The organism is Mycobacterium sp. D16Q13 (genome assembly GCF_002013375.1).
GTDB lineage: Bacteria > Actinomycetota > Actinomycetes > Mycobacteriales > Mycobacteriaceae > Mycobacterium.
The window spans coordinates 23,893-42,219 of record NZ_MAEW01000011.1 but is presented as its reverse complement, the minus strand read 5'-3'; the positions used below and the strand labels follow the sequence as shown (position 1 = coordinate 42,219).

Here is an 18,327-nt window from a genome sequence, read left to right as displayed (position 1 = left end):
TCAGTGGCCATGATGTGCACCTTTCTTCGTCGTGGCATCCAACAGTGCGGCGATGATCTCCACTGCCGCCCCGATACCGACCTCATCACGAATGAGTCGTGAAAGACGTTGGGCTTCTTGTCGATACCGTGAGAGGGTGATCACCTCTGTGATCGATGCCGAGAGTTGGTCGGCCCGAAGCGACGTACGCGGCAGCGGTGTACAGGCGGCCCCGATGTGCCCCAATCGGTGAGCCCAGAAGGGCTGGTCCATGATGCCCGGGATGGGAACACAGGGGATTCCGGCCCGCAATGCGGCGGCGGCCGTTCCGGCGCCGCAGTGGTGCGCGGCGGCGGCCATTCGCGGAAACAGCCAGGAGTGCGGAACATCGTCGACGGTGATGGCGTCATCGCCCAGGCCGGCGAGTCCGGCCCACCCGCGTTGCACCACTGCCCGTACTCCGGCTCGACGTATCGCGGTGCCGATGGTCTCCGAGAGCTCGTGTCCCTTGGCGGTAGCGGTGCTGCCGAAGCCAATGAAGACGGGAGCGGGCCCGTTGTCGAGAAATTCGCTCAGTTCTTGTGGGGGGAGCCAGGTGTCGTCATGATCGGGCCACCAGTACCCGGTCTGATGCCAGTGCGGTCGCCAATCGCGGGGGCGTGCGACGACGTGACGGCTGTAGCCGTGCACCATGGGCCAGTGTCTCGCGCGGATGTCGTGGTAGCGGCGCGGTGAAGCGGGGGCCAGTCCGAGATGGTGGCGCAGGTCATCGATGAGCGGTGTGTAGATCCGTTCCCCCCACTGGGCAAGGCGCCACACCAACCGGTTACCCCGGGTGCCAAACGACCGGACGGTCAGTGGCGGTGGCGCAAAATCGGCGGTGGGGCAGGCCGGTTGAAGTGAGAGGCCTGCGCTGGGTATGTCGAGTGCTTCGGCAACGTGATATCCCAGCAGCGTGCCCACTGGGCCTTCGGCCAGCAGAACATCGGCATCGTGCGCAGTTTCGGCCATCGCCTCGCCGACTCCCGCAAGTCCTGCCCGCATCTCAGTGAGAGCTGCCCCCGAGGGGCGCATCCGCGCGCCGTCCACGAGTGCCTGACCATGCTCGCAGTCTCGAGTTGCCGCTTCGGTATCTCCGGGCAACGGACGGAATTCCAGACCGGATGCACGTACCAGGTGTGCATAGGGTTCTTGCGCGGCAATGACCACGTGCACAGACAGGCTGTCGCGCAGCCGTTTTCCCAGTCCGGTCAGCGGCACCACGTCTCCACGGGTGCCATATGCGGAGATCACGATCGTTGTCATGGCGCTGTCCCGACGGCCTTGGTGAACATGTCGACGAGTTGTTCTCCGTATCCGGTGGCGTCATAGTCGGGGTCACGTCCCAGTTCCCACACGGCGCCATCCAGCGCCGCCCGCAAGGCGTTCTTCATGAACCGGGGCGACACCGACTGGAACTCACCGGTCGCGACGCCGTCGAGGAAAATCGCCTCGGGGTCCATCGCGGCGAACTCGGCGGGGGGCGCTGCGCCTGCCGCCGCCTGGTCGAACCGCAGACCGTCCTGACTGCGATAACCGGTGATGATCTCCAGTAGGGCGATCGCGGCCATCCGATTACTGACGACGAACTCGATGTTGGCCCTGATGTAGGCCGTGAGACGTGCGATCGCGGTGGTCTCTGCCTGCACTGCGGGCACGATCGCGGTGCACGCCCGGGTGAACACCTCGAGCATCACGGATTCGATGACCTCAGTTTTCGATGTGAAGTGATACAGCACCGCGCTCTTGGCCACTCCGACGTGCTCGGCAATTTTCGCCAGCGACGTCTGCGGATACCCGGTGCCGGCGAGCACCTCGATGGCGCCCGCCACTATCTGTGCCCGTCGGGCCCGTTCAGTGAAGGTCAATGTCTCTGCAGACCGCATGGTCTCAAATTAGACCGATCGGTCAGAACGCGCAAGGGCAACGCCCACGACATCCGCTGGCAAATGCATGGATGTGAATTCTGAGATGAGTGTGTGCCGCCCCACAGTCTTATAAAGACGGGGTAAGGTGAGGCGGTAATGACCACATTATTGGCAGACCCCGTCGCGCAGGTTATCGCCACAGCTGAGGAGTTGCTCTCCAAGCGCGCGGGGGCAACCGTGACGTTGGCTGAACCCGAAGATCTCGGTGGCAGCGGGCCTGCGATCGTTATTCGGGTCCGTGCGGTGCAGAACCCTTTCGCGTTGCCGAAGTCCATGGTGATCAAGCAGGTCCCCGAGGGCGGATCCCATGCCGCCGTGCTGCGCGAGGTCGTGTCGTACCAGTTTGCAAACTCCCTGACGGCCAAGCATCGGCCCGGGCCAGAACTGGTTGCCTACTCGATCGCCGAACGACTCATCGTGCTCACCGACCTGGGTTCCGCGCCGACCATGTCTGAACTGCTCGCAGAGCGCAATCGCGCTGCGATAAACCACGCGTTGATGGCGTGGGCGCAAGCCCTGGGGCGGATGCATGTGGCCACGGTGGGGCGCGAAGGAGACTTTGCTGCACTGCTTCGGCGCATTGATGTGAAGAAGGCCGATGTCGACCCATCGCAGCAGCGCCTCGGTGGAGCGGACACCATCGCCCCGCTGCAGCAGATCCTGAGGAGTGAGTACTCCCTCGAGGTACCGACGCCGCTGATTCCACGCCTACAGCAAACAGCTGAACTCTTCGAGAAGGGCGGCGTTCGAGCCTTTAGTCCTTCCGAGGTTGCCCCCGACAACATCCTTGTCACCGAGCACGGCGTCCGTATCCTCGATTACGAATGGGGCGGATTCCGGGACATCGTGCTGGACATCGCGCACGCACTCACCGTCTACCCGGAGTTCCTCGGCGCCACCGAACGCGAGGAGGTCGCCGAGCTCGATGATGCGATGACCGAGGCGTGGCGCTCCGATGTCGTGTCGATCGCACCGGCGCTCGCGGACGACGAGATGCTCGCGCGGCGCATCCTGGATGCGCGGCTGATGTGGGTATGGCTGGCCACCCACGAGTACTTCACCATCGATGTCGACATTGACGACGACACGGTGGCCCTGGGGAACCCCGCACCGAGCCACCCCGCACTTCTGGGGCGTTGGATGGCACTACACGCGGCCGCCGAGCGTGTGGGCGACGTCGTCGTGGCCGGCCACGCAGCGGACGTTATCGCCGCACTGCGCGGCGATACTTTTACCGAGGACTGAGCGCCGGATCGAACCTCATTCGGTCAATGTCCACCGCGATGCAGGTCCTCGAACAGGCTGTGCGCGAATATCTTTCAGCCGACCGGAACGGGTAATGCATTCCCGGAAGTGTTGAGTATCACATCTGTACGTCATCCAACCTGACATACAAGGCCGGTCGTGCCGTTGACTTGACACATCAGGACGTGCAGGGTTTTAGCGCACCACTTATCTCCATAGCCTCGACGCTGTTCGCCATGACAGCGTTGTCAATCGCTGCGAAACATCATCCGCGCGTAGATATTTGAGGTGACTGGTGACATCGAACAACATTGTGTTCTCCGAAGAGCTTGACCTCGTCGTTGAGGCCATCGAGTCGGTGGCCACCGAGGCGCTTCCCGAGCTCACTCCCGAATCGGAGATCGCGGACCTGGGTTACAACTCGGTGCAGACCCTCGAATTCCTGACGCATATCGAAGAGGTCACCGGAGTCCGGTTGCCTCCGCGTGAGCTGGTCAGGGTGAACACGATCGCCGATCTGGCCGCCGTCGTACGTGCACATCTGGCCGCTGAGCTCGCCGGCTGATGGACGCGCACCGCGGGAACGGTCCATCGGAGCCGCTGGCCATCGTGGGGATGGCATGCCAGGTACCGGGGGCCGGGGACGTCCGATCCTTCTGGCAGATGCTGCTGCGAGGCGACACCGCCGTCGGACAGATCCCGCGGGAGCGCTGGGAGCATGGGCCGTTCTTCGATCCCGAGGGTAAGCGCCCCAACACCACCTACACCGATGTGATGGCCGCGGTCAGCGGTATCGACCGGTTCGATCCGCTTACCTTCGGGATTTCGCCGCGGCAAGCCGAAGTCATGGATCCGCAACATCGGATCCTGTTGACCACCACGCGCGAGGCATTGGAGGATGCCGGCTTCGATCAGGAGAGCTTCGCGGGCCGCAGCGTCGGCGTATACGTCGGTATCTCGACATCCGACTTTCGCGAGGTGGTGGTGAGTGCGCCCCTGCGCGGAGTGCAGCTCGGCGCCGGTCAATTCGGGGATTCCTCAAATCTCTCCGATATCGACTCGCGGGCCCTGACGGCGGATGTCCCGGTAGTGCGTCCGTTCACGATGCCGGGCTCGCTGCTCAACATGTCGGCCGCGATGATCAGCAGAGCGTTCAATCTGCGCGGGCCTTCGATGGCGGTCGACGCCGCCTGCGCGTCATCGCTGGTCGCGCTGAACAACGCTGTGCTTGCGCTGCGGTCGCGGCAATGCGAGGTGGCGATTGTTGCCGGAGTACACCTGAATCTGGTGCCCGATTCGCTGGTGATGTTCTCGAAGATCGGCGCCGTCTCAAAGTCCGGTGTCTGCGCCCCCTTTGACGCGAGCGCTGACGGATTCGTACTCGGTGAGGGCGCGGGCGTCATCGTGTTGACCCGCGAGGACACCCTGCCCGCGCGGGGCGAGGTACATGCCTGGCTACGTGGCGTCGGCTGCAACAACGACGGCTCCGGCGCCGGGCCGATGGAGCCGCAGGCCGCGGGACAGCGCGCCGCGATCGAGTTCGCACTTGCGGACGCGGGGCTGGATCCCGGTCAGATCGATTACGTCGAGGCGCACGGTACCGCCACTCCGGTTGGCGACGCGGTGGAGGTCGAGTCGTTGAGTTCTTGCCTGGCGCACCGCGGGGATCTGCCGCGGTATCTCGGCAGTGCAAAAGCCAATGTGGGGCACGCCATGTCCGCGGCGGGGCTGATCGGGCTGATTAAGACGGCACTGGTGTTGCGCACCGGAATCATTCCGCCGCAGCCCAACATTCGTGAAAAACGAGGAGCGCTAAATCTGGAGGAACGGGGTTGGCGCATCGCCGAATCGGCGACCACGCTGCCCGCTGTGCCGCTACGGCCGCACGTGGCGGGTGTCAGCGCGTTCGGATTCGGCGGAACCAATGTGCATGTACTCCTGGAAGCGGGTCAGCCGCGTGACGTCGCGCGCACAGGCACACCCCGGGACTCCTGGGTGATACCGATTCGCGGTGAAAATGCCAGCGATATCGAGGTGCGCTGCCAGTATCTGCTGGACGACATCGACGCCACACCGGACCTGGACCTCGGACAGGTGGCCCGGACGCTCACACGCCGCGAGGACCGCGGGGTGGAGTTGCTGATCGTCACCAGTTCGATCTTGGAGCTCCACGAGCATCTGCGCGCCGCGCTCGCAGTGCTCAAGGCAGGCAGCGAGATTCCCACGCGGATAGGCGAAGACATCTGGTATCGATCGGCCAAGCCGGCCTCCTCGATCCCTCGGGTCTGCTTCCTGTTCGCCGGCCAGGGGGCGCAGACCGTCAACGAGCTCGCGTTATTGAAAACCGCGGTGCCGGGGGTGAATGCGACTATCGAACGTCTCGCCGAGGCCGCGAACAGCCCCGGACTGCTCGACGTGATGTATCCGGCCGAGCACACGCCGGATGCCGAGATGGCGCTCGCCAGCACGGACCGCTGCCAGCCGGCACTGCTGATCACGCAGCTGGCCCTCGTGCAGTATCTGGCCAGCGCCGGTGTCGTTCCCGATGTCGTACTGGGCCACAGCGTCGGGGAATTCGCCGCCGCCGCCACCGTGGGAGTGCTCTCCGACGAGGAGGCGGTGCGTTTTGCCGCCCGGCGGGGAGAGGCGATTGCCCATGCCGACATTCCTGCCGGGGGGATGATCGCGTGCCGAAGTGACGAGGCCACGCTGCGCGCGCTCATCGAGGGCGTTCCGTCGGTATGGGTGGCCAACCACAACGCCGCGGATCAGATCGTCCTCGCCGGCACCACCGACGGATTGGCCACTGCCGGTGCGCTACTCATCGGCGCCGATGTTCCGCACAAGGTGCTGAACGTCTCGCATGCCTTCCACAGTCCGCTGCTAGAACCGGCGAACCGTGAAATCTACAGGCTGGTTGGGGAATTGCCCATCCGGAACCCGGAAATCGCCTTCATATCGTGCATCTCGGCATCCGAGTACACCAATGCGGAGGAGATTCGCGCGCGGTGGCGTGAACACGCGCTCGCACCGGTGCGTTTCTCCGGCGCCCTCGGCGCCCTCGGGGGCACGGACACCGTCTTTCTTCAGATCGGTGCGGGGCGTGCTCTGTTGAACCTCGCGCGGTCGGTGGGCGCTCCTGCCGATCATCTGGTGGAGGTGGACACCGCCGAGCACGCTCGCCTGCTCAATCGGATACGGGCCCAATTGCGTTCGGTTGGCGTGCCCACCGCATTGGACGGCCCGTCCGATCACCCGGGCGCACTGCTGACCACACGGCCGGTTCCCGCCAAGTCACTGTGGCCGGTGAAGAAGCGTGAATCGCGGCGCACCCTCGCGGCGATTCCTCAGGACAGCTCTCCGGCGAAGCGGACACAATCCGCGCCTATCGGGAAGGAATCACCCCTCGTGCAGGACATCATCTCGCTCTGGCGTGAACAGACCGCGCTACTCACTACGGTCCTGGGTAGCCAGGCCGTCGACCTGCCGCCGATTGCTCAGGCGGTACCCGCGATACCCGTCGCCGTGGAACCTGTCACGGTACCCAACCCGCAGCGTACGTCCGTGAATCGAAACAGCAATGCGCTCAACGAGATCGCGCGCATTGGATCATATGACGCGGCGGCGCTCACCGCCGGACACCTCCTCGTCGGTGATCTGGGCTTTGACTCGCTGATGCTCACGGAGCTGTTCAAGACCCTGCAGAAGGGCAATCCGGACCTTGCACTGCAGGACTTCAGTGCCAAGGAACTCACAGTGGGCAATGTCGTGGCTCTGGCAGCAGGGCAGACGGCTGTGGTGGTCGCGAAACCCGAGCCCTCCGGTGAGGTCCTCGTCGAGCGGGTCAGTCGTGAGCGCACGATCACGGATTTCCCGGAGTGGCAGGCGCTGGACAAGCGGCTGAAAGACTTCGACAGCGAGGGCACGGAGAACCCGTATTTCACGGTGCACCAGCAGGTTGTCAATGACACCACCCGCGTGGGCGATCGTGTGCTGATCAACTTCTCGAGCTACAACTATCTGGGACTGTCGGGGGACGAGCGGGTCACCGCCCGCGCCCAAGAGGCGTTGAGCCGTTACGGCACATCGGTTTCCGCAAGCCGACTGCTTTCGGGGGAGAAGCCGGTGCACCGCGAGCTGGAGGCGGCCATCGCGCGGCTGCTGAAGGTTGAGGATGTGGTCACCCTCGTCGGCGGCCATTCCACGAATGTCACTGCCATCGGCCACATTCTTGGTGAGCAGGACATCGTGCTGCACGACGCGCTGGCGCACGACAGCATCATGCAGGGCTGCCGCTTGTCCGGTGCGACGCGGCGTCCGTTCAAGCACAACGACGCCGCACATCTGGACCAGCTACTCGGCACCGTTCGCGACCGATACCGTCGGGCTCTGGTGGTGATCGAAGGCGCCTACAGCATGGACGGTGACATCGCCGACCTGCCGGCGTTCATCGAGGTGGCCAAGCGGCATGACGCCCTGCTCATGGTCGACGAGGCGCACTCCATCGGGGTTCTCGGTGCGGGCGGCGGCGGCATCGGCGAGCACTTCGACGTGGACCGTTCTCAGGTCGACATCTGGATGGGCACCCTGTCGAAATCGCTGTCCAGCTGCGGTGGCTACCTCGGCGGATCTCGCGAGCTGATCGAGTACCTGAAATACAGCCTGCCCGGCTTCATCTACAGTTGCGGGCTGCCACCGGCGTCGGCCGGCGCCTCGCTCGCCTCGATCGAGATTCTGCAGGCCGAGCCGGAACGTGTTGCCGCACTGCATGCCAACGCCGACTACATGCGTGCCGCGTTTGCGGGCGCCGGTCTCTCGTTCGGCGACAGCAATGGGACACCGATCATCCCGTTCGTGGTGGGTGACTCGCGCCGATCGCTTCTGCTGGCCGCGCAGCTGCGCGAATCCGGCATCAACGTCGATCCGATCCTGTACCCCGCCGTGCCCAACGATCAGACGCGACTGCGCTTCTTCGTGACGGCCAGCCACAGTTTCGAGCAGATCGACCGCACCGTGAAAATCCTTGCGAACCTTGTCAACCCCGCAACCCAGAACCTGAACGGAGCGTGACGATGTTCGACATCGATAACCCGCGATCGTTGGCCACGGCGCTTCAGGCCAATGCCGCGTCGACCACCCGCGGACTGACATTCATCGGCGACGACCGTAGCGAGGTATTGGTGCCCTTCGCGGAGCTGCTGGGTGAGGTGGCTCGCGGCGCCGGTGCGTTGTCGGCACACGGCATCGCGCCGGGTGACCGGGTGGCGCTGGTAGTGCCGGATACCCGTGAATTCGTCACCGGGTTCCTCGCGATCGTGTGGCTCGGTGCCATACCCGTGCCGTTGTATCCGCCGACGAGCCTGGGTAAGCAGGATGCATACCTCGACTTCCTCGAATCAGTGCTGTCCTCCAGCGGATCTCGCGGACTCATCGCACCGCAATGGGTGGACGAGGTGCTGAACCTGTCGGCCAGATTCGGTGCCCAGGTGGGTGCCGTGGTGCATACCGAAACTGTCACCGCCGGAGGCGATTACGTGGATGCCGCCCCGCGCACCACAGATCAGGTCACCTTCCTGCAGTTCACCAGTGGCAGTACCGGAAAACCGAAGGCCGTCCGGGTGACCGACGCCTCGCTGTGGGCCAACGCGCACTCATTCCTGACAAATCTGCGCTGCCTGGAGGCGCAGAAGTACCCCACCGAACGCCTGGTCAGCTGGCTTCCGCTGTACCACGATATGGGTCTGATCGGGCATTTCCTGAGTGTGGTGCTATTCGGGCTCCAGGCAACGTATCTGCCCACACTGGCCTTCCTGCGTGACCCGGGCATCTGGCTTGACACGGTGTCCAGGCATCGCGGAACCGTCTCCTTCGCACCGAATTTCGCGTTCGCATTGACGGTCAAGAAGGCCGTGCCGCCCCCCGCAGGGGAGACCGCGTGGGACTTTTCCAGCGTGCGGGTCTTCGGTTGCGGCGCCGAACCGATCAACGCCGAGGTGCTGGATGCCTTCATCGAGGCGTATGCCCCGCACGGACTCACACAGGAGGCCGTGATGCCTGCCTACGGCATGGCCGAGGCCACCCTCGCGATTACCTTCGACAGCCTTGCCAGCCGTTTCGAGCGTCTGCCCATTTCCGGTGCGGCATACCGGAATGAGGGTCTGGTGGTCCCCGCCGCCGTAGGCGATGACGTTCTCACCTTCGTCAGCTGCGGGAAGGTACTCGACGACCGGCACCGCGTGCGGATCGTCGACGACGCCGGGCGAGAGCTGGAGCAGGGGCGTGTCGGCGACGTTCAGTTTCACGGACCATCGGTCGCGGCCGGATACTTCGAGAATGAGGAGGCAACCCGTAATGCCTTCAGTGCCGACGGGTGGCTGAGCACCGGTGATCGCGGGTTCATCGCGGACGGCAACCTGTACGTCACCGGGCGTAAGAAGGACATCCTCGTCGTCAATGGGCGCAACTACGACCCGCAGCAGGTCGAATGGGCGGTAGAGGATGTGCCTGGCATCCGGAAGGGCAATGTGGTGGCCTTCTCCGTACCGGGAGATGTCACTGAACACGTGGTGATCGCCGCCGAACGATCCGGCAAGAGCGACGACGACAATGCTGCGCAGATCACGAAGATCAGGCGTTCGGTGTCCGACCGCACGCGTCTGGCGCTGGCCGATGTCGTGTTGTTGCGGCCGGGCCAGCTGCCCAAAACCTCCTCGGGAAAGGTGCAGCGTTCGCGCACCCGCGACCTCTATGTGCAGGGGGCACTCGCCGATTCGGTGGTGGCCACTCGCACTCACGCGCACGCGGTTCCGATCACGGTCTAGTCACAGGGGCGCGTCGTAGCCGGATGCGGCGCCGACGCGTTCCTACCATCGCCGGGTGGCTGATCGCTATGGCACCGACATCCTGTCCAACAACCCGCATGCTCCGCGGCGTCCTCAATCGACCGAGGTCGCGGCGATAAAGGGCCTGGTGGTCGAGGATGCCCAGACGGGCTTCGTGGGTGCGGTCGTGCGGATCGAGTACGGCCGGATGGATCTGGAGGACCGGCACGGACGAGTCCGCGGATTCCCGGTCGGGCCGGGATATCTCATCGACGGCAAACCGGTGATCCTCAAGGAGCCGTTGCGGCACACACCCACCAAGCCATCCAGGAGCGCGTCGGGATCGGTTGCGGTACAGGGTCTTAAGGCACGCACGGCGCTGGCCAGCCGAATCTACGTCGAGGGCCGTCACGATGCGGAGCTCGTCGAGCAGGTGTGGGGTCACGACCTGCGCGTCGAAGGTGTGGTCGTCGAGTACCTGGGCGGGGTGGACGACCTCGCGGCCATCGTGAAGGAATTCCAGCCCGGTCCGGGGCGTCGGCTCGGAGTGCTGGTTGATCACCTGGTGAAGGGGTCGAAGGAATCACGTATCGCCGAAACGGTGCAGAAGGGCCCCTACGGCGAGCACACCCTCGTGGTCGGGCATCCGTTCGTCGACATCTGGCAAGCGGTCAAGCCCGAGCGGATCGGCCTGCATGCCTGGCCCACCGTGCCACGGGACATCGAATGGAAGCACGGCATCTGCCAGGCACTGGGCTGGCCTCATGGCAGTCAGACCGAGATTGCCGAGGCCTGGCGCCGGATCCGCGGCAAGGTGCGCACCTGGACAGACCTGGAGCCCGCCCTGATCGGCCGTGTCGAGGAACTCATCGATTTCGTCACGCTGCCTGACCAGTGACGGGCTGCACTGAACCCGTCGGCCCGACGTGGTAAGCCTGAGACGTGTCAGACAGCCTGTTCGACGTGCCCGGGGGCGGGTTCGACGTGGCCCCTGTGGATGCGGGGGTGGCGCCCAACGCGCCCCTCGCTGTCCGCATGCGCCCCGCCACACTCGATGAGGTGGTGGGGCAGGGGCACCTGCTCAAGCAGGGCTCGCCGTTGCGCCGCCTCGTCGACGGCTCCGGCGCGGCCTCGGTCATCCTGTACGGACCGCCGGGCACAGGGAAGACAACTCTCGCATCCTTGATTTCGGGGGCCACCGGGCGCAGGTTCGAAGCGTTGTCGGCCCTGTCCGCGGGCGTGAAAGAGGTGCGAGCGGTCATCGACGATGCGCGCCGTGCCGCCGTCCATGGCCGCCAGACAGTGCTCTTCATCGACGAGGTGCACCGGTTCTCCAAGACACAGCAGGATGCGCTGCTCGCGGCGGTCGAGAACCGGGTGGTGCTGCTGGTGGCCGCCACCACGGAGAATCCCTCCTTTTCGGTGGTGGCACCGCTGCTTTCGCGCTCGCTGATACTTCAGTTGCAGCCGCTGGGCGACAACGATATTCGCGAGGTACTCGAGCGGGCGATCGCCGATGAGCGCGGGCTCGGTGGTGCGGTGACCGTCGACGCCGAGGCGCTGAGCCTGCTGGCGCAGTTGGCCGCGGGCGATGCGCGGCGCGCACTGACCGCGCTGGAAGTCGCCGCAGAAACAGCCGAAGGCGCGGGCTCGGTCATATCCGTCGAAGTGGTCGAGCAGTCGGTGGATCGGGCAGCGGTGCGCTACGACCGCGACGGTGACCAGCATTACGACGTGGTGAGCGCCTTCATCAAGTCGATCCGGGGCTCCGATGTGGACGCCGCGCTGCACTATCTGGCGCGCATGCTGATCGCCGGGGAGGACCCGCGCTTCATCGCCCGGCGGCTGATGATCCTGGCCAGTGAGGATGTCGGCATGGCAGACCCCACCGCGTTGCCGTTGGCGGTGGCGGCCGCCCAGACAGTGCAACTGATCGGGATGCCTGAGGCGCAGCTGACCTTGACCCACGCGACCATCCACCTCGCGACCGCGCCCAAGTCGGGAGCGGTTCCCGCGGCACTGGGAGCGGCGATGGGTGACATCCGCGCGGGGAAGGCCGGGCTGGTGCCGCCGCATCTGCGTGACGGCCACTACAGCGGCGCCGCAAAACTGGGCAACGCCGTCGGATACGTGTACCCGCACAACGACCGCGACGGTGTGGTGGCGCAGCAGTATCCGCCCGATGAGCTGGTCGGTGCCGATTACTACCAGCCCACCGATCACGGCAACGAACGTGACATCGGATCGCGGCTGGACAAACTGCGCGCCATCATTCGGCGTGGGCTGAAGCGCTGAGTTGTGATCGAGTGTGCGGATTTTGTCGGTTCTGGCCGGTAAATCGACACAAATCGCACACTCGGCATACTGGACGACATGGCGTTACGTATGCGTGTGATCGCGGGGGGATTACTGGCATCGCTCGCTGTGATGGCGGCGCCCACCATGGCGTGGGCAGATCCGGAGCCTGAGCCGGGACCCGAGCCCGTCCTCGACGATCCAGGCCCGCCACCACCTGCGCCGGTTGACCCCTGGGTGGAGCAGTACGGCCGCGACGTCGGGGCCGGTGCCGCCGGTAACGCCGCGGAGGCAGGAGCCGGCATTCTGCTGAGCCCCTTCCTGGGGCCATTCACTGGCCTCGCGACCGCACCCATCGGCGGCGCCGTCGACAGCTCGATCCGCGACGCGCCTTAGCGGTCACCGGCCGGGCTTGCTGCGAACGCGGTCCGAGCGCGTTCATGTGTGTCGAGCGTCTCTTTCCGGTTAGCCGGGCGCAGTGTGACGGACCAGATACTCGGTGGCGGTACCTCCTGACCTTGGCGTATACCGGCGGTAGGCAGACGCACCGGTAGGGTGGTCCGGTCAGATTCCCCAGCTACACGCAAGGACGACATGCAGACACACGAGATCCGGAAGCGATTCCTGGACCACTTCGTGAAGGCCGGTCACACCGAGGTACCGAGCGCCTCGGTGATTCTCGACGACCCCAACCTGCTGTTCGTCAACGCCGGCATGGTTCAGTTCGTGCCGTTCTTCCTGGGGCAGCGCACGCCGCCGTACAACACGGCCACCAGCGTCCAGAAGTGCATTCGCACCCCGGACATCGACGAGGTGGGCATCACCACCCGGCACAACACGTTCTTTCAGATGGCCGGGAACTTCTCCTTCGGCGACTACTTCAAGCGTGAGGCGATTGAGCTGGCCTGGACGCTGTTGACCAACCCGGTGTCCGAAGGTGGTTACGGGTTCGACCCGGAGAAACTCTGGGCCACCGTCTATCTCGATGACGATGAGGCCATCGGGCTGTGGCAGGAGATCGCCGGGCTGCCGCTGGACCGGATTCAGCGCCGCGGAATGGCCGACAACTACTGGTCCATGGGCATCCCCGGTCCGTGCGGCCCGTGTTCAGAGATCTACTACGACCGTGGCCCCGAGTACGGCATCGAGGGTGGCCCGGAGGCCAACGAGGATCGCTATATCGAGATCTGGAATCTCGTGTTCATGCAGAACGAGCGTGGCGAGGGCACCTCCAAGACGGACTTCGAGATCCTCGGGCCGCTGCCGCGTCAGAACATCGACACGGGTATGGGTGTCGAGCGCATCGCGTGTCTGTTGCAGGGTGTCGACAACGTCTATGAAACCGACCTGGTGCGGCCTGTCATCGATTGCGTGGCAGCAGTCGCCCCGCGCGGATACGGGCAAGGTAGCCACGAGGACGACGTCCGCTACCGCGTCATCGGCGATCACGCGCGCACCGCGGCGATCATCATCGGTGACGGGGTCAGCCCCGGCAACGAAGGCCGCGGCTATGTGCTGCGCCGCCTGCTGCGCCGGATCATCCGCTCCACCAAGTTGCTTGGCGTCGAAAAGCCCATGATGGGCGAGCTGATGGCCGTGGTGCGTGACGAGATGGGCCCGTCGTACCCCGAGTTGGTGACCGACTTCGAACGCATCAGCCGAATCGCCGTTGCCGAGGAGACCGCGTTCAACCGCACCCTGGCTTCCGGTTCGAAGCTGTTCGAGGACGCCGCGGACAAGACGAAAACGGCTGGAAAGAGCACGCTTTCGGGTAACGATGCGTTCACCCTGCACGACACCTACGGATTCCCGATCGAGCTCACCCTCGAAATGGCGGCCGAGGCCGGGCTTTCGGTGGATGAGAACGGCTTCCGGGATCTGATGAACGAGCAGCGGCAGCGCGCCAAGGCTGACGCTGCCGCGCGCAAGCACGCCCATGCGGACCTGACGGCGTACCGCGAACTTGTTGACGCGGGGCCCACGGAATTCACCGGGTTCGACGAATTGGATTCCCAGGCCACGATTCTGGGCATCTTTGTCGACGGTGCCCGGGTGCCGGTTGCCTCAGCGGGCACCGAGGCGGAAATCGTGTTGGACCGCACCCCGCTCTACGCCGAATCAGGTGGCCAGATCGCCGACGTCGGATCCATTCGCGGAGACGGGGCCAACACGACATCGCAGGCGAAGGTCGCTGATGTTCAGAAGATCGCCAAAACCCTGTTCGTGCACAAGGTCACGGTGGAATCCGGTGAGTTCGTCGAGGGTGACCAGGTGGTGGCCTCGGTGGATCCGCAGTGGCGCCACGGCGCCACTCAGGGTCACTCGGGCACGCACATGGTGCACGCCGCGTTGCGGCAAGTGCTGGGGCCCAATGCCGTTCAGGCAGGCTCGCTGAACCGGCCCGGATATCTGCGTTTCGACTTCAGCTGGCAGGGAGCGCTCTCGGAGGCGCAGCGGCAAGAGGTGGAGGACGTCGCCAACAAGGCGGTCGAGGCCAACTACCCCGTCAACACCTTCGTCACGAATCTGGACCAGGCCAAGTCGATGGGCGCGATGGCGCTCTTCGGCGAGAACTACGGCGACCGGGTGCGTGTGGTCGATATCGGCGGACCGTTCTCACTGGAACTGTGCGGCGGGACGCATGTGGCGCATTCCTCGCAAATCGGGCCGGTGACGCTACTGGGGGAGTCCTCGGTGGGCTCCGGGGTCCGCCGCGTGGAGGCCTACGTCGGGCTCGACGCGTTCCGGTACCTCTCCAAGGAGCGTGCCCTGATGGCGGCGCTGTCCTCGACGCTGAAGGTGCCCTCCGAGGAGGTTCCGGGCCGGGTCGCCACCCTGGTGGATCGGCTCAAGGTGGCCGAAAGGGAATTGGAGCAAACACGTTTGGCCTCGGTGAAGGCGTCCATCGCGACATTGGTGAACAACGCCGAACGCCTGGGCACTTCGGCCGGCACTGTCACCGTGGTCGCGCACCGGCTGCCCGATGGCACCGGCGCGGGCGACCTGCGCAGCCTGATCGGCGACATCCGGGGCCGGCTCGGCAGTGACCCCGCGGTGGTGGCCCTGATCGCGGCCGGAGACGGCTCGGTGCCCTTCGTGGTGTCGGTCAATCAGGCCGCGCAAGATGCGGGGCTGCGTGCCAGCGACCTTGTGGGCGCCATCGGATCGGCCGTGGACGGTCGAGGCGGCGGTAAGTCCGACACGGCACAGGGATCCGGCAAGGATCCCTCCGGCATTGACGCGGCGCTGCAGGCGCTGCGTGAACAGATCCGCCAGGCCTGAATCGAGTGCCCGACAGCATGGATGACCCGCTCGCGGGAAGACCGACGACCGAAGCGCCCACCCCGGATCGTCCCGGCCCCGACGACCCGGGCCGAGGACGTCGTCTCGGCGTGGATGTGGGTACCGTCAGAATCGGCATCGCATCGAGCGATCCCGACGGAATTCTCGCCACTCCGGTGGAGACGGTTCCGCGGGATGCAAAGGAAGACAGCGATTTTCGCCGTATTGCGGAGTTGATTGAGGAGATGAGCGTGGTCGAGGTCGTTGTCGGCCTGCCGCGCAACCTGCGCGAAGGAACGGGGGCGTCCGCGCGCGACGCGACGGGGTTCGCCCGTGAGCTGGGCAAGCGAATTGCCCCGGTGCCGGTGCGCTTAGTAGACGAGCGTTTCACTACTACTACCGCCCAGCGTTCCCTGCGCGAGGCAGGAGTACGGTCTCGTCAGCAGCGCGGGATCATCGACCAGGCGGCAGCGGTGGCCATTCTGCAGGATTGGCTTGAGCAGCGGCGCCGGTGCGGCAGTGAAGGGGGCACGCGTTGAGCGACTGGCGCGACTGGGACGATCGCCAGGAGCCCGACGACGACTGGGGAGGCGGCCGCCGGGCTGTACCGGTCGCGGTCGGTCCTCGCCCCCGGGAGACTCGTCGTGAACGGGCGCGGCGCAGGGCAGCGGCCCGGCGCCGGCGCAATGCCGGACTCGCGGGCCTTGCGTTGGTCATCATCATCACGGTCGCAGCCGTTGTCGGCGGAGCCACATTGTGGGACAGCCTGTTCGGTGCCGATGCCCCTGTGACCGACTATTCGGGGTCCGGAGTCAAGGACTTTGTGTTCGAGGTGCACCCCGGCGACACCACCAAGGTCATCGGGCAGCGTCTGAAGGATGAGGGCGTGGTGGCCACCCCGAGTGCGTTCACCGATGCCGCGCAAGGCAATCAGGCCATCGCTGCGATTCAGCCCGGCTTCTACAAGCTGCGCACCAAGATTCCGGGTAAGCAAGCCGTCGCACGTCTGGCCGAGCAAGACAACCGGGTCGGTCTGCTCGTCATTCCCGAGGGGCGTCAGCTCGACGACGTCTCCGCAGTGGCCAATGGCGCGGTCACCGAGGGCATCTTCACCCTGATCGCGCGTGCCTCCTGTGTGGATCTGGACGGCGAAAAGCACTGTGTGGCCGCATCGGACTTGCGGCAGGCCGCCACGACGGCGTCGCAGGCCGAGCTTGCGGTGCCGGAGTGGGCGTCCAACGGGGTCAACGCCGTACGCGATGACCATCGCCGCATCGAGGGGTTGATCGCCGCGGGGCGGTGGGACTTCGACCCGATGGCTGAGCCGGAGCAGATTCTGGCCTCCTTGATCCGGGAGAGCACGGCGCAGTATCAGCAGCTGGGGCTATTGCAGGCCGACGCGGCCGGATTGTCGCCCTACGAGGTGCTGGTGGTGGCCTCACTGTTGCAGCGAGAGGCCAAGCCTCGCGATTTCGCCAAGGTGGCGCGGGTGGTCTACAACCGACTGGCCAAGCATCAGAAGCTGGAATTCGACTCCACGGTGAACTATCCGTTGGACCGCCAAGAAATCGCGACCACCGACCACGACCGGGAAAACAAGACGCTCTGGAATACCTATGTGTCGCAGGGGCTTCCGGCTACCCCGATCTCTTCGCCGAGCCCGGAGGCGCTGCAGGCGGCCGAGCATCCGGAGCCGGGGGACTGGCTGTACTTCGTCACGATCGATGCCGAGGGCACCACGTTGTTCACCGCCGACTACAACGAACACCTGGCCAATATCGAGCTGGCCAAGAAGAACGGCATCCTGGACAGTGCGCGATGAGCCTCTCGGGTGATGAGCATGAGCGCGGCTGACACTCGCCGTGCCGCGGTCCTCGGATCACCGATCGGGCATTCCCGCTCACCTGATCTGCATCTGGCGGCCTATCGCGCGCTGGGTCTAACCGACTGGACCTACGAACGCATCGAGTGCACGGCCGATCAGTTGCCCGGTGTGGTGGGCGGTGCCGGGCCCGAATGGGTGGGTTTCTCGGTGACCATGCCCGGAAAGTTCGCCGCCCTGGAATCCGCCTCCAGCTGCACCGAGCGCGCGCGATTGATCGGCGCTGCCAACACGCTGGTTCGCGCGGGTGATGGTTGGCATGCCGACAACACGGATGTCGACGGCGTATCCGGGGCGCTGCGTGGCGCCGGGATCGACCCCTCGGGGCACGCGGCGGTGATCGTCGGTGCCGGAGGTACTGCGCGGCCGGCGATCGTCGCGCTGGCGGCCATGGGTGTGCGGTCCCTGACCGTGGTGGCCCGCGATGCCGCCCGGGCGCAGGGTGCTCTCGAATTGGCCGAACGGGTCGGTGTGCCGACATCGGTGACTGGATTCGATGATGTGGCCCTGTCATCGGTGTGCGCGTCATCGGGCGTGCTGGTGAGCACCGTGCCCGCGGAAGCCGCCACCGCCTATGCAGAGTCCCTGGCGGTGGCTCCCGCGATTCTCGACGTTATCTACCACCCGTGGCCCACCGAACTGGCAGCCGCGGCGCACCGCCGCGGCGCGGCGGTGGTTGGCGGTTTAGAGATGCTGCTCAACCAGGCGTTTACCCAGGTGGAGCTGTTTACCGGGCAGCCAGCGCCGCGGGCGGCGATGACCGCCGCCCTGCGCTGACCATTCAGCAATTCGGCGTTGCCGGCCAGTGGCCGTGGGGAGAGTCAGACCCGCGAATGACGGTAAGACCTGCGGAAAT

13 protein-coding genes are annotated in these 18,327 nt (G+C 65.3%); 11 read left to right on the top strand and 2 right to left on the bottom strand.

The window, feature by feature from the left end; translation table 11 throughout:
- Entirely contained in the window at positions 1-1,284 is a 1,284-nt protein-coding gene (locus B4400_RS13195) for a glycosyltransferase (RefSeq protein WP_078310708.1), read from the bottom strand.
- Positions 1,281-1,904, bottom strand: coding sequence for a TetR/AcrR family transcriptional regulator (locus tag B4400_RS13190; RefSeq protein WP_078310706.1), 624 nt, complete (start codon positions 1,902-1,904; stop codon positions 1,281-1,283). Before B4400_RS13190 ends, B4400_RS13195 begins: the two co-directional genes overlap by 4 nt.
- 138 nt (positions 1,905-2,042) lie before the next feature.
- On the opposite strand from B4400_RS13190, the gene B4400_RS13185 reads away from it, so the two are divergent.
- The 11 genes from B4400_RS13185 (at position 2,043) to B4400_RS13135 (ending at position 18,248) form a co-directional block, all read left to right on the top strand.
- The gene (locus B4400_RS13185; RefSeq protein WP_078310704.1) at positions 2,043-3,191 is read left to right on the top strand and encodes a kinase; all 1,149 of its coding nucleotides are present in this window, start codon (positions 2,043-2,045) and stop codon (positions 3,189-3,191) included.
- 295 nt (positions 3,192-3,486) lie between these two features.
- Positions 3,487-3,756, top strand: a complete 270-nt coding sequence (locus B4400_RS13180) for an acyl carrier protein (protein ID WP_078310702.1) — start codon at positions 3,487-3,489, stop codon at positions 3,754-3,756.
- Entirely contained in the window at positions 3,756-8,261 is a 4,506-nt protein-coding gene (locus tag B4400_RS13175) for a type I polyketide synthase (RefSeq protein ID WP_078310700.1), read from the top strand. The genes B4400_RS13180 and B4400_RS13175 overlap by 1 nt, the downstream gene beginning before the upstream one ends.
- A 2-nt stretch (positions 8,262-8,263) precedes the next feature.
- Entirely contained in the window at positions 8,264-10,012 is a 1,749-nt protein-coding gene (locus B4400_RS13170) for a fatty acyl-AMP ligase (RefSeq protein ID WP_078310698.1), read from the top strand.
- A 55-nt stretch (positions 10,013-10,067) separates the two neighbouring features.
- Positions 10,068-10,910: a DUF3097 domain-containing protein gene (locus tag B4400_RS13165; RefSeq protein ID WP_078310696.1), complete on the top strand. Its 843-nt coding sequence runs from the start codon at positions 10,068-10,070 to the stop codon at positions 10,908-10,910.
- Positions 10,911-10,954: 44 nt separating this feature from the next.
- The gene (locus tag B4400_RS13160; RefSeq protein WP_078310694.1) at positions 10,955-12,307 is read left to right on the top strand and encodes a replication-associated recombination protein A; all 1,353 of its coding nucleotides are present in this window, start codon (positions 10,955-10,957) and stop codon (positions 12,305-12,307) included.
- Between the two features lie 78 nt (positions 12,308-12,385).
- Positions 12,386-12,703 carry a hypothetical protein gene (locus B4400_RS13155; RefSeq protein ID WP_078310692.1) on the top strand — a complete coding sequence of 106 codons (318 nt, stop codon included), beginning with the start codon at positions 12,386-12,388 and terminating at the stop codon, positions 12,701-12,703.
- Between the two features lie 198 nt (positions 12,704-12,901).
- Positions 12,902-15,589 (top strand): alanine--tRNA ligase, encoded by a 2,688-nt coding sequence (gene alaS / locus B4400_RS13150; protein WP_078310689.1) that lies wholly within the window; start codon positions 12,902-12,904, stop codon positions 15,587-15,589.
- A 17-nt stretch (positions 15,590-15,606) separates the two neighbouring features.
- Positions 15,607-16,128, top strand: coding sequence for a Holliday junction resolvase RuvX (gene ruvX, locus B4400_RS13145; protein ID WP_078310686.1), 522 nt, complete (start codon positions 15,607-15,609; stop codon positions 16,126-16,128).
- Positions 16,125-17,411 carry an endolytic transglycosylase MltG gene (gene mltG, locus B4400_RS13140; RefSeq protein ID WP_078310682.1) on the top strand — a complete coding sequence of 429 codons (1,287 nt, stop codon included), beginning with the start codon at positions 16,125-16,127 and terminating at the stop codon, positions 17,409-17,411. The genes ruvX and mltG overlap by 4 nt, the downstream gene beginning before the upstream one ends.
- An 18-nt stretch (positions 17,412-17,429) precedes the next feature.
- Entirely contained in the window at positions 17,430-18,248 is an 819-nt protein-coding gene (locus B4400_RS13135) for a shikimate dehydrogenase (RefSeq protein ID WP_078310880.1), read from the top strand.
- Positions 18,249-18,327 lie beyond the last annotated feature (79 nt).

Bases quoted from the DNA above. Each gene is read 5' to 3' on its own strand.
- ruvX (WP_078310686.1), top strand. From the start codon at position 15,607: ATGGATGACCCGCTCGCGGGAAGACCGACGACCGAAGCGCCCACCCCG.
- B4400_RS13190 (WP_078310706.1), bottom strand. From the start codon at position 1,904: ATGCGGTCTGCAGAGACATTGACCTTCACTGAACGGGCCCGACGGGCA.
- B4400_RS13135 (WP_078310880.1), top strand. From the start codon at position 17,430: ATGAGCGCGGCTGACACTCGCCGTGCCGCGGTCCTCGGATCACCGATC.
- B4400_RS13175 (WP_078310700.1), top strand. From the start codon at position 3,756: ATGGACGCGCACCGCGGGAACGGTCCATCGGAGCCGCTGGCCATCGTG.
- B4400_RS13185 (WP_078310704.1), top strand. From the start codon at position 2,043: ATGACCACATTATTGGCAGACCCCGTCGCGCAGGTTATCGCCACAGCT.
- B4400_RS13155 (WP_078310692.1), top strand. From the start codon at position 12,386: ATGGCGTTACGTATGCGTGTGATCGCGGGGGGATTACTGGCATCGCTC.
- B4400_RS13170 (WP_078310698.1), top strand. From the start codon at position 8,264: ATGTTCGACATCGATAACCCGCGATCGTTGGCCACGGCGCTTCAGGCC.
- B4400_RS13195 (WP_078310708.1), bottom strand. From the start codon at position 1,284: ATGACAACGATCGTGATCTCCGCATATGGCACCCGTGGAGACGTGGTG.
- alaS (WP_078310689.1), top strand. From the start codon at position 12,902: ATGCAGACACACGAGATCCGGAAGCGATTCCTGGACCACTTCGTGAAG.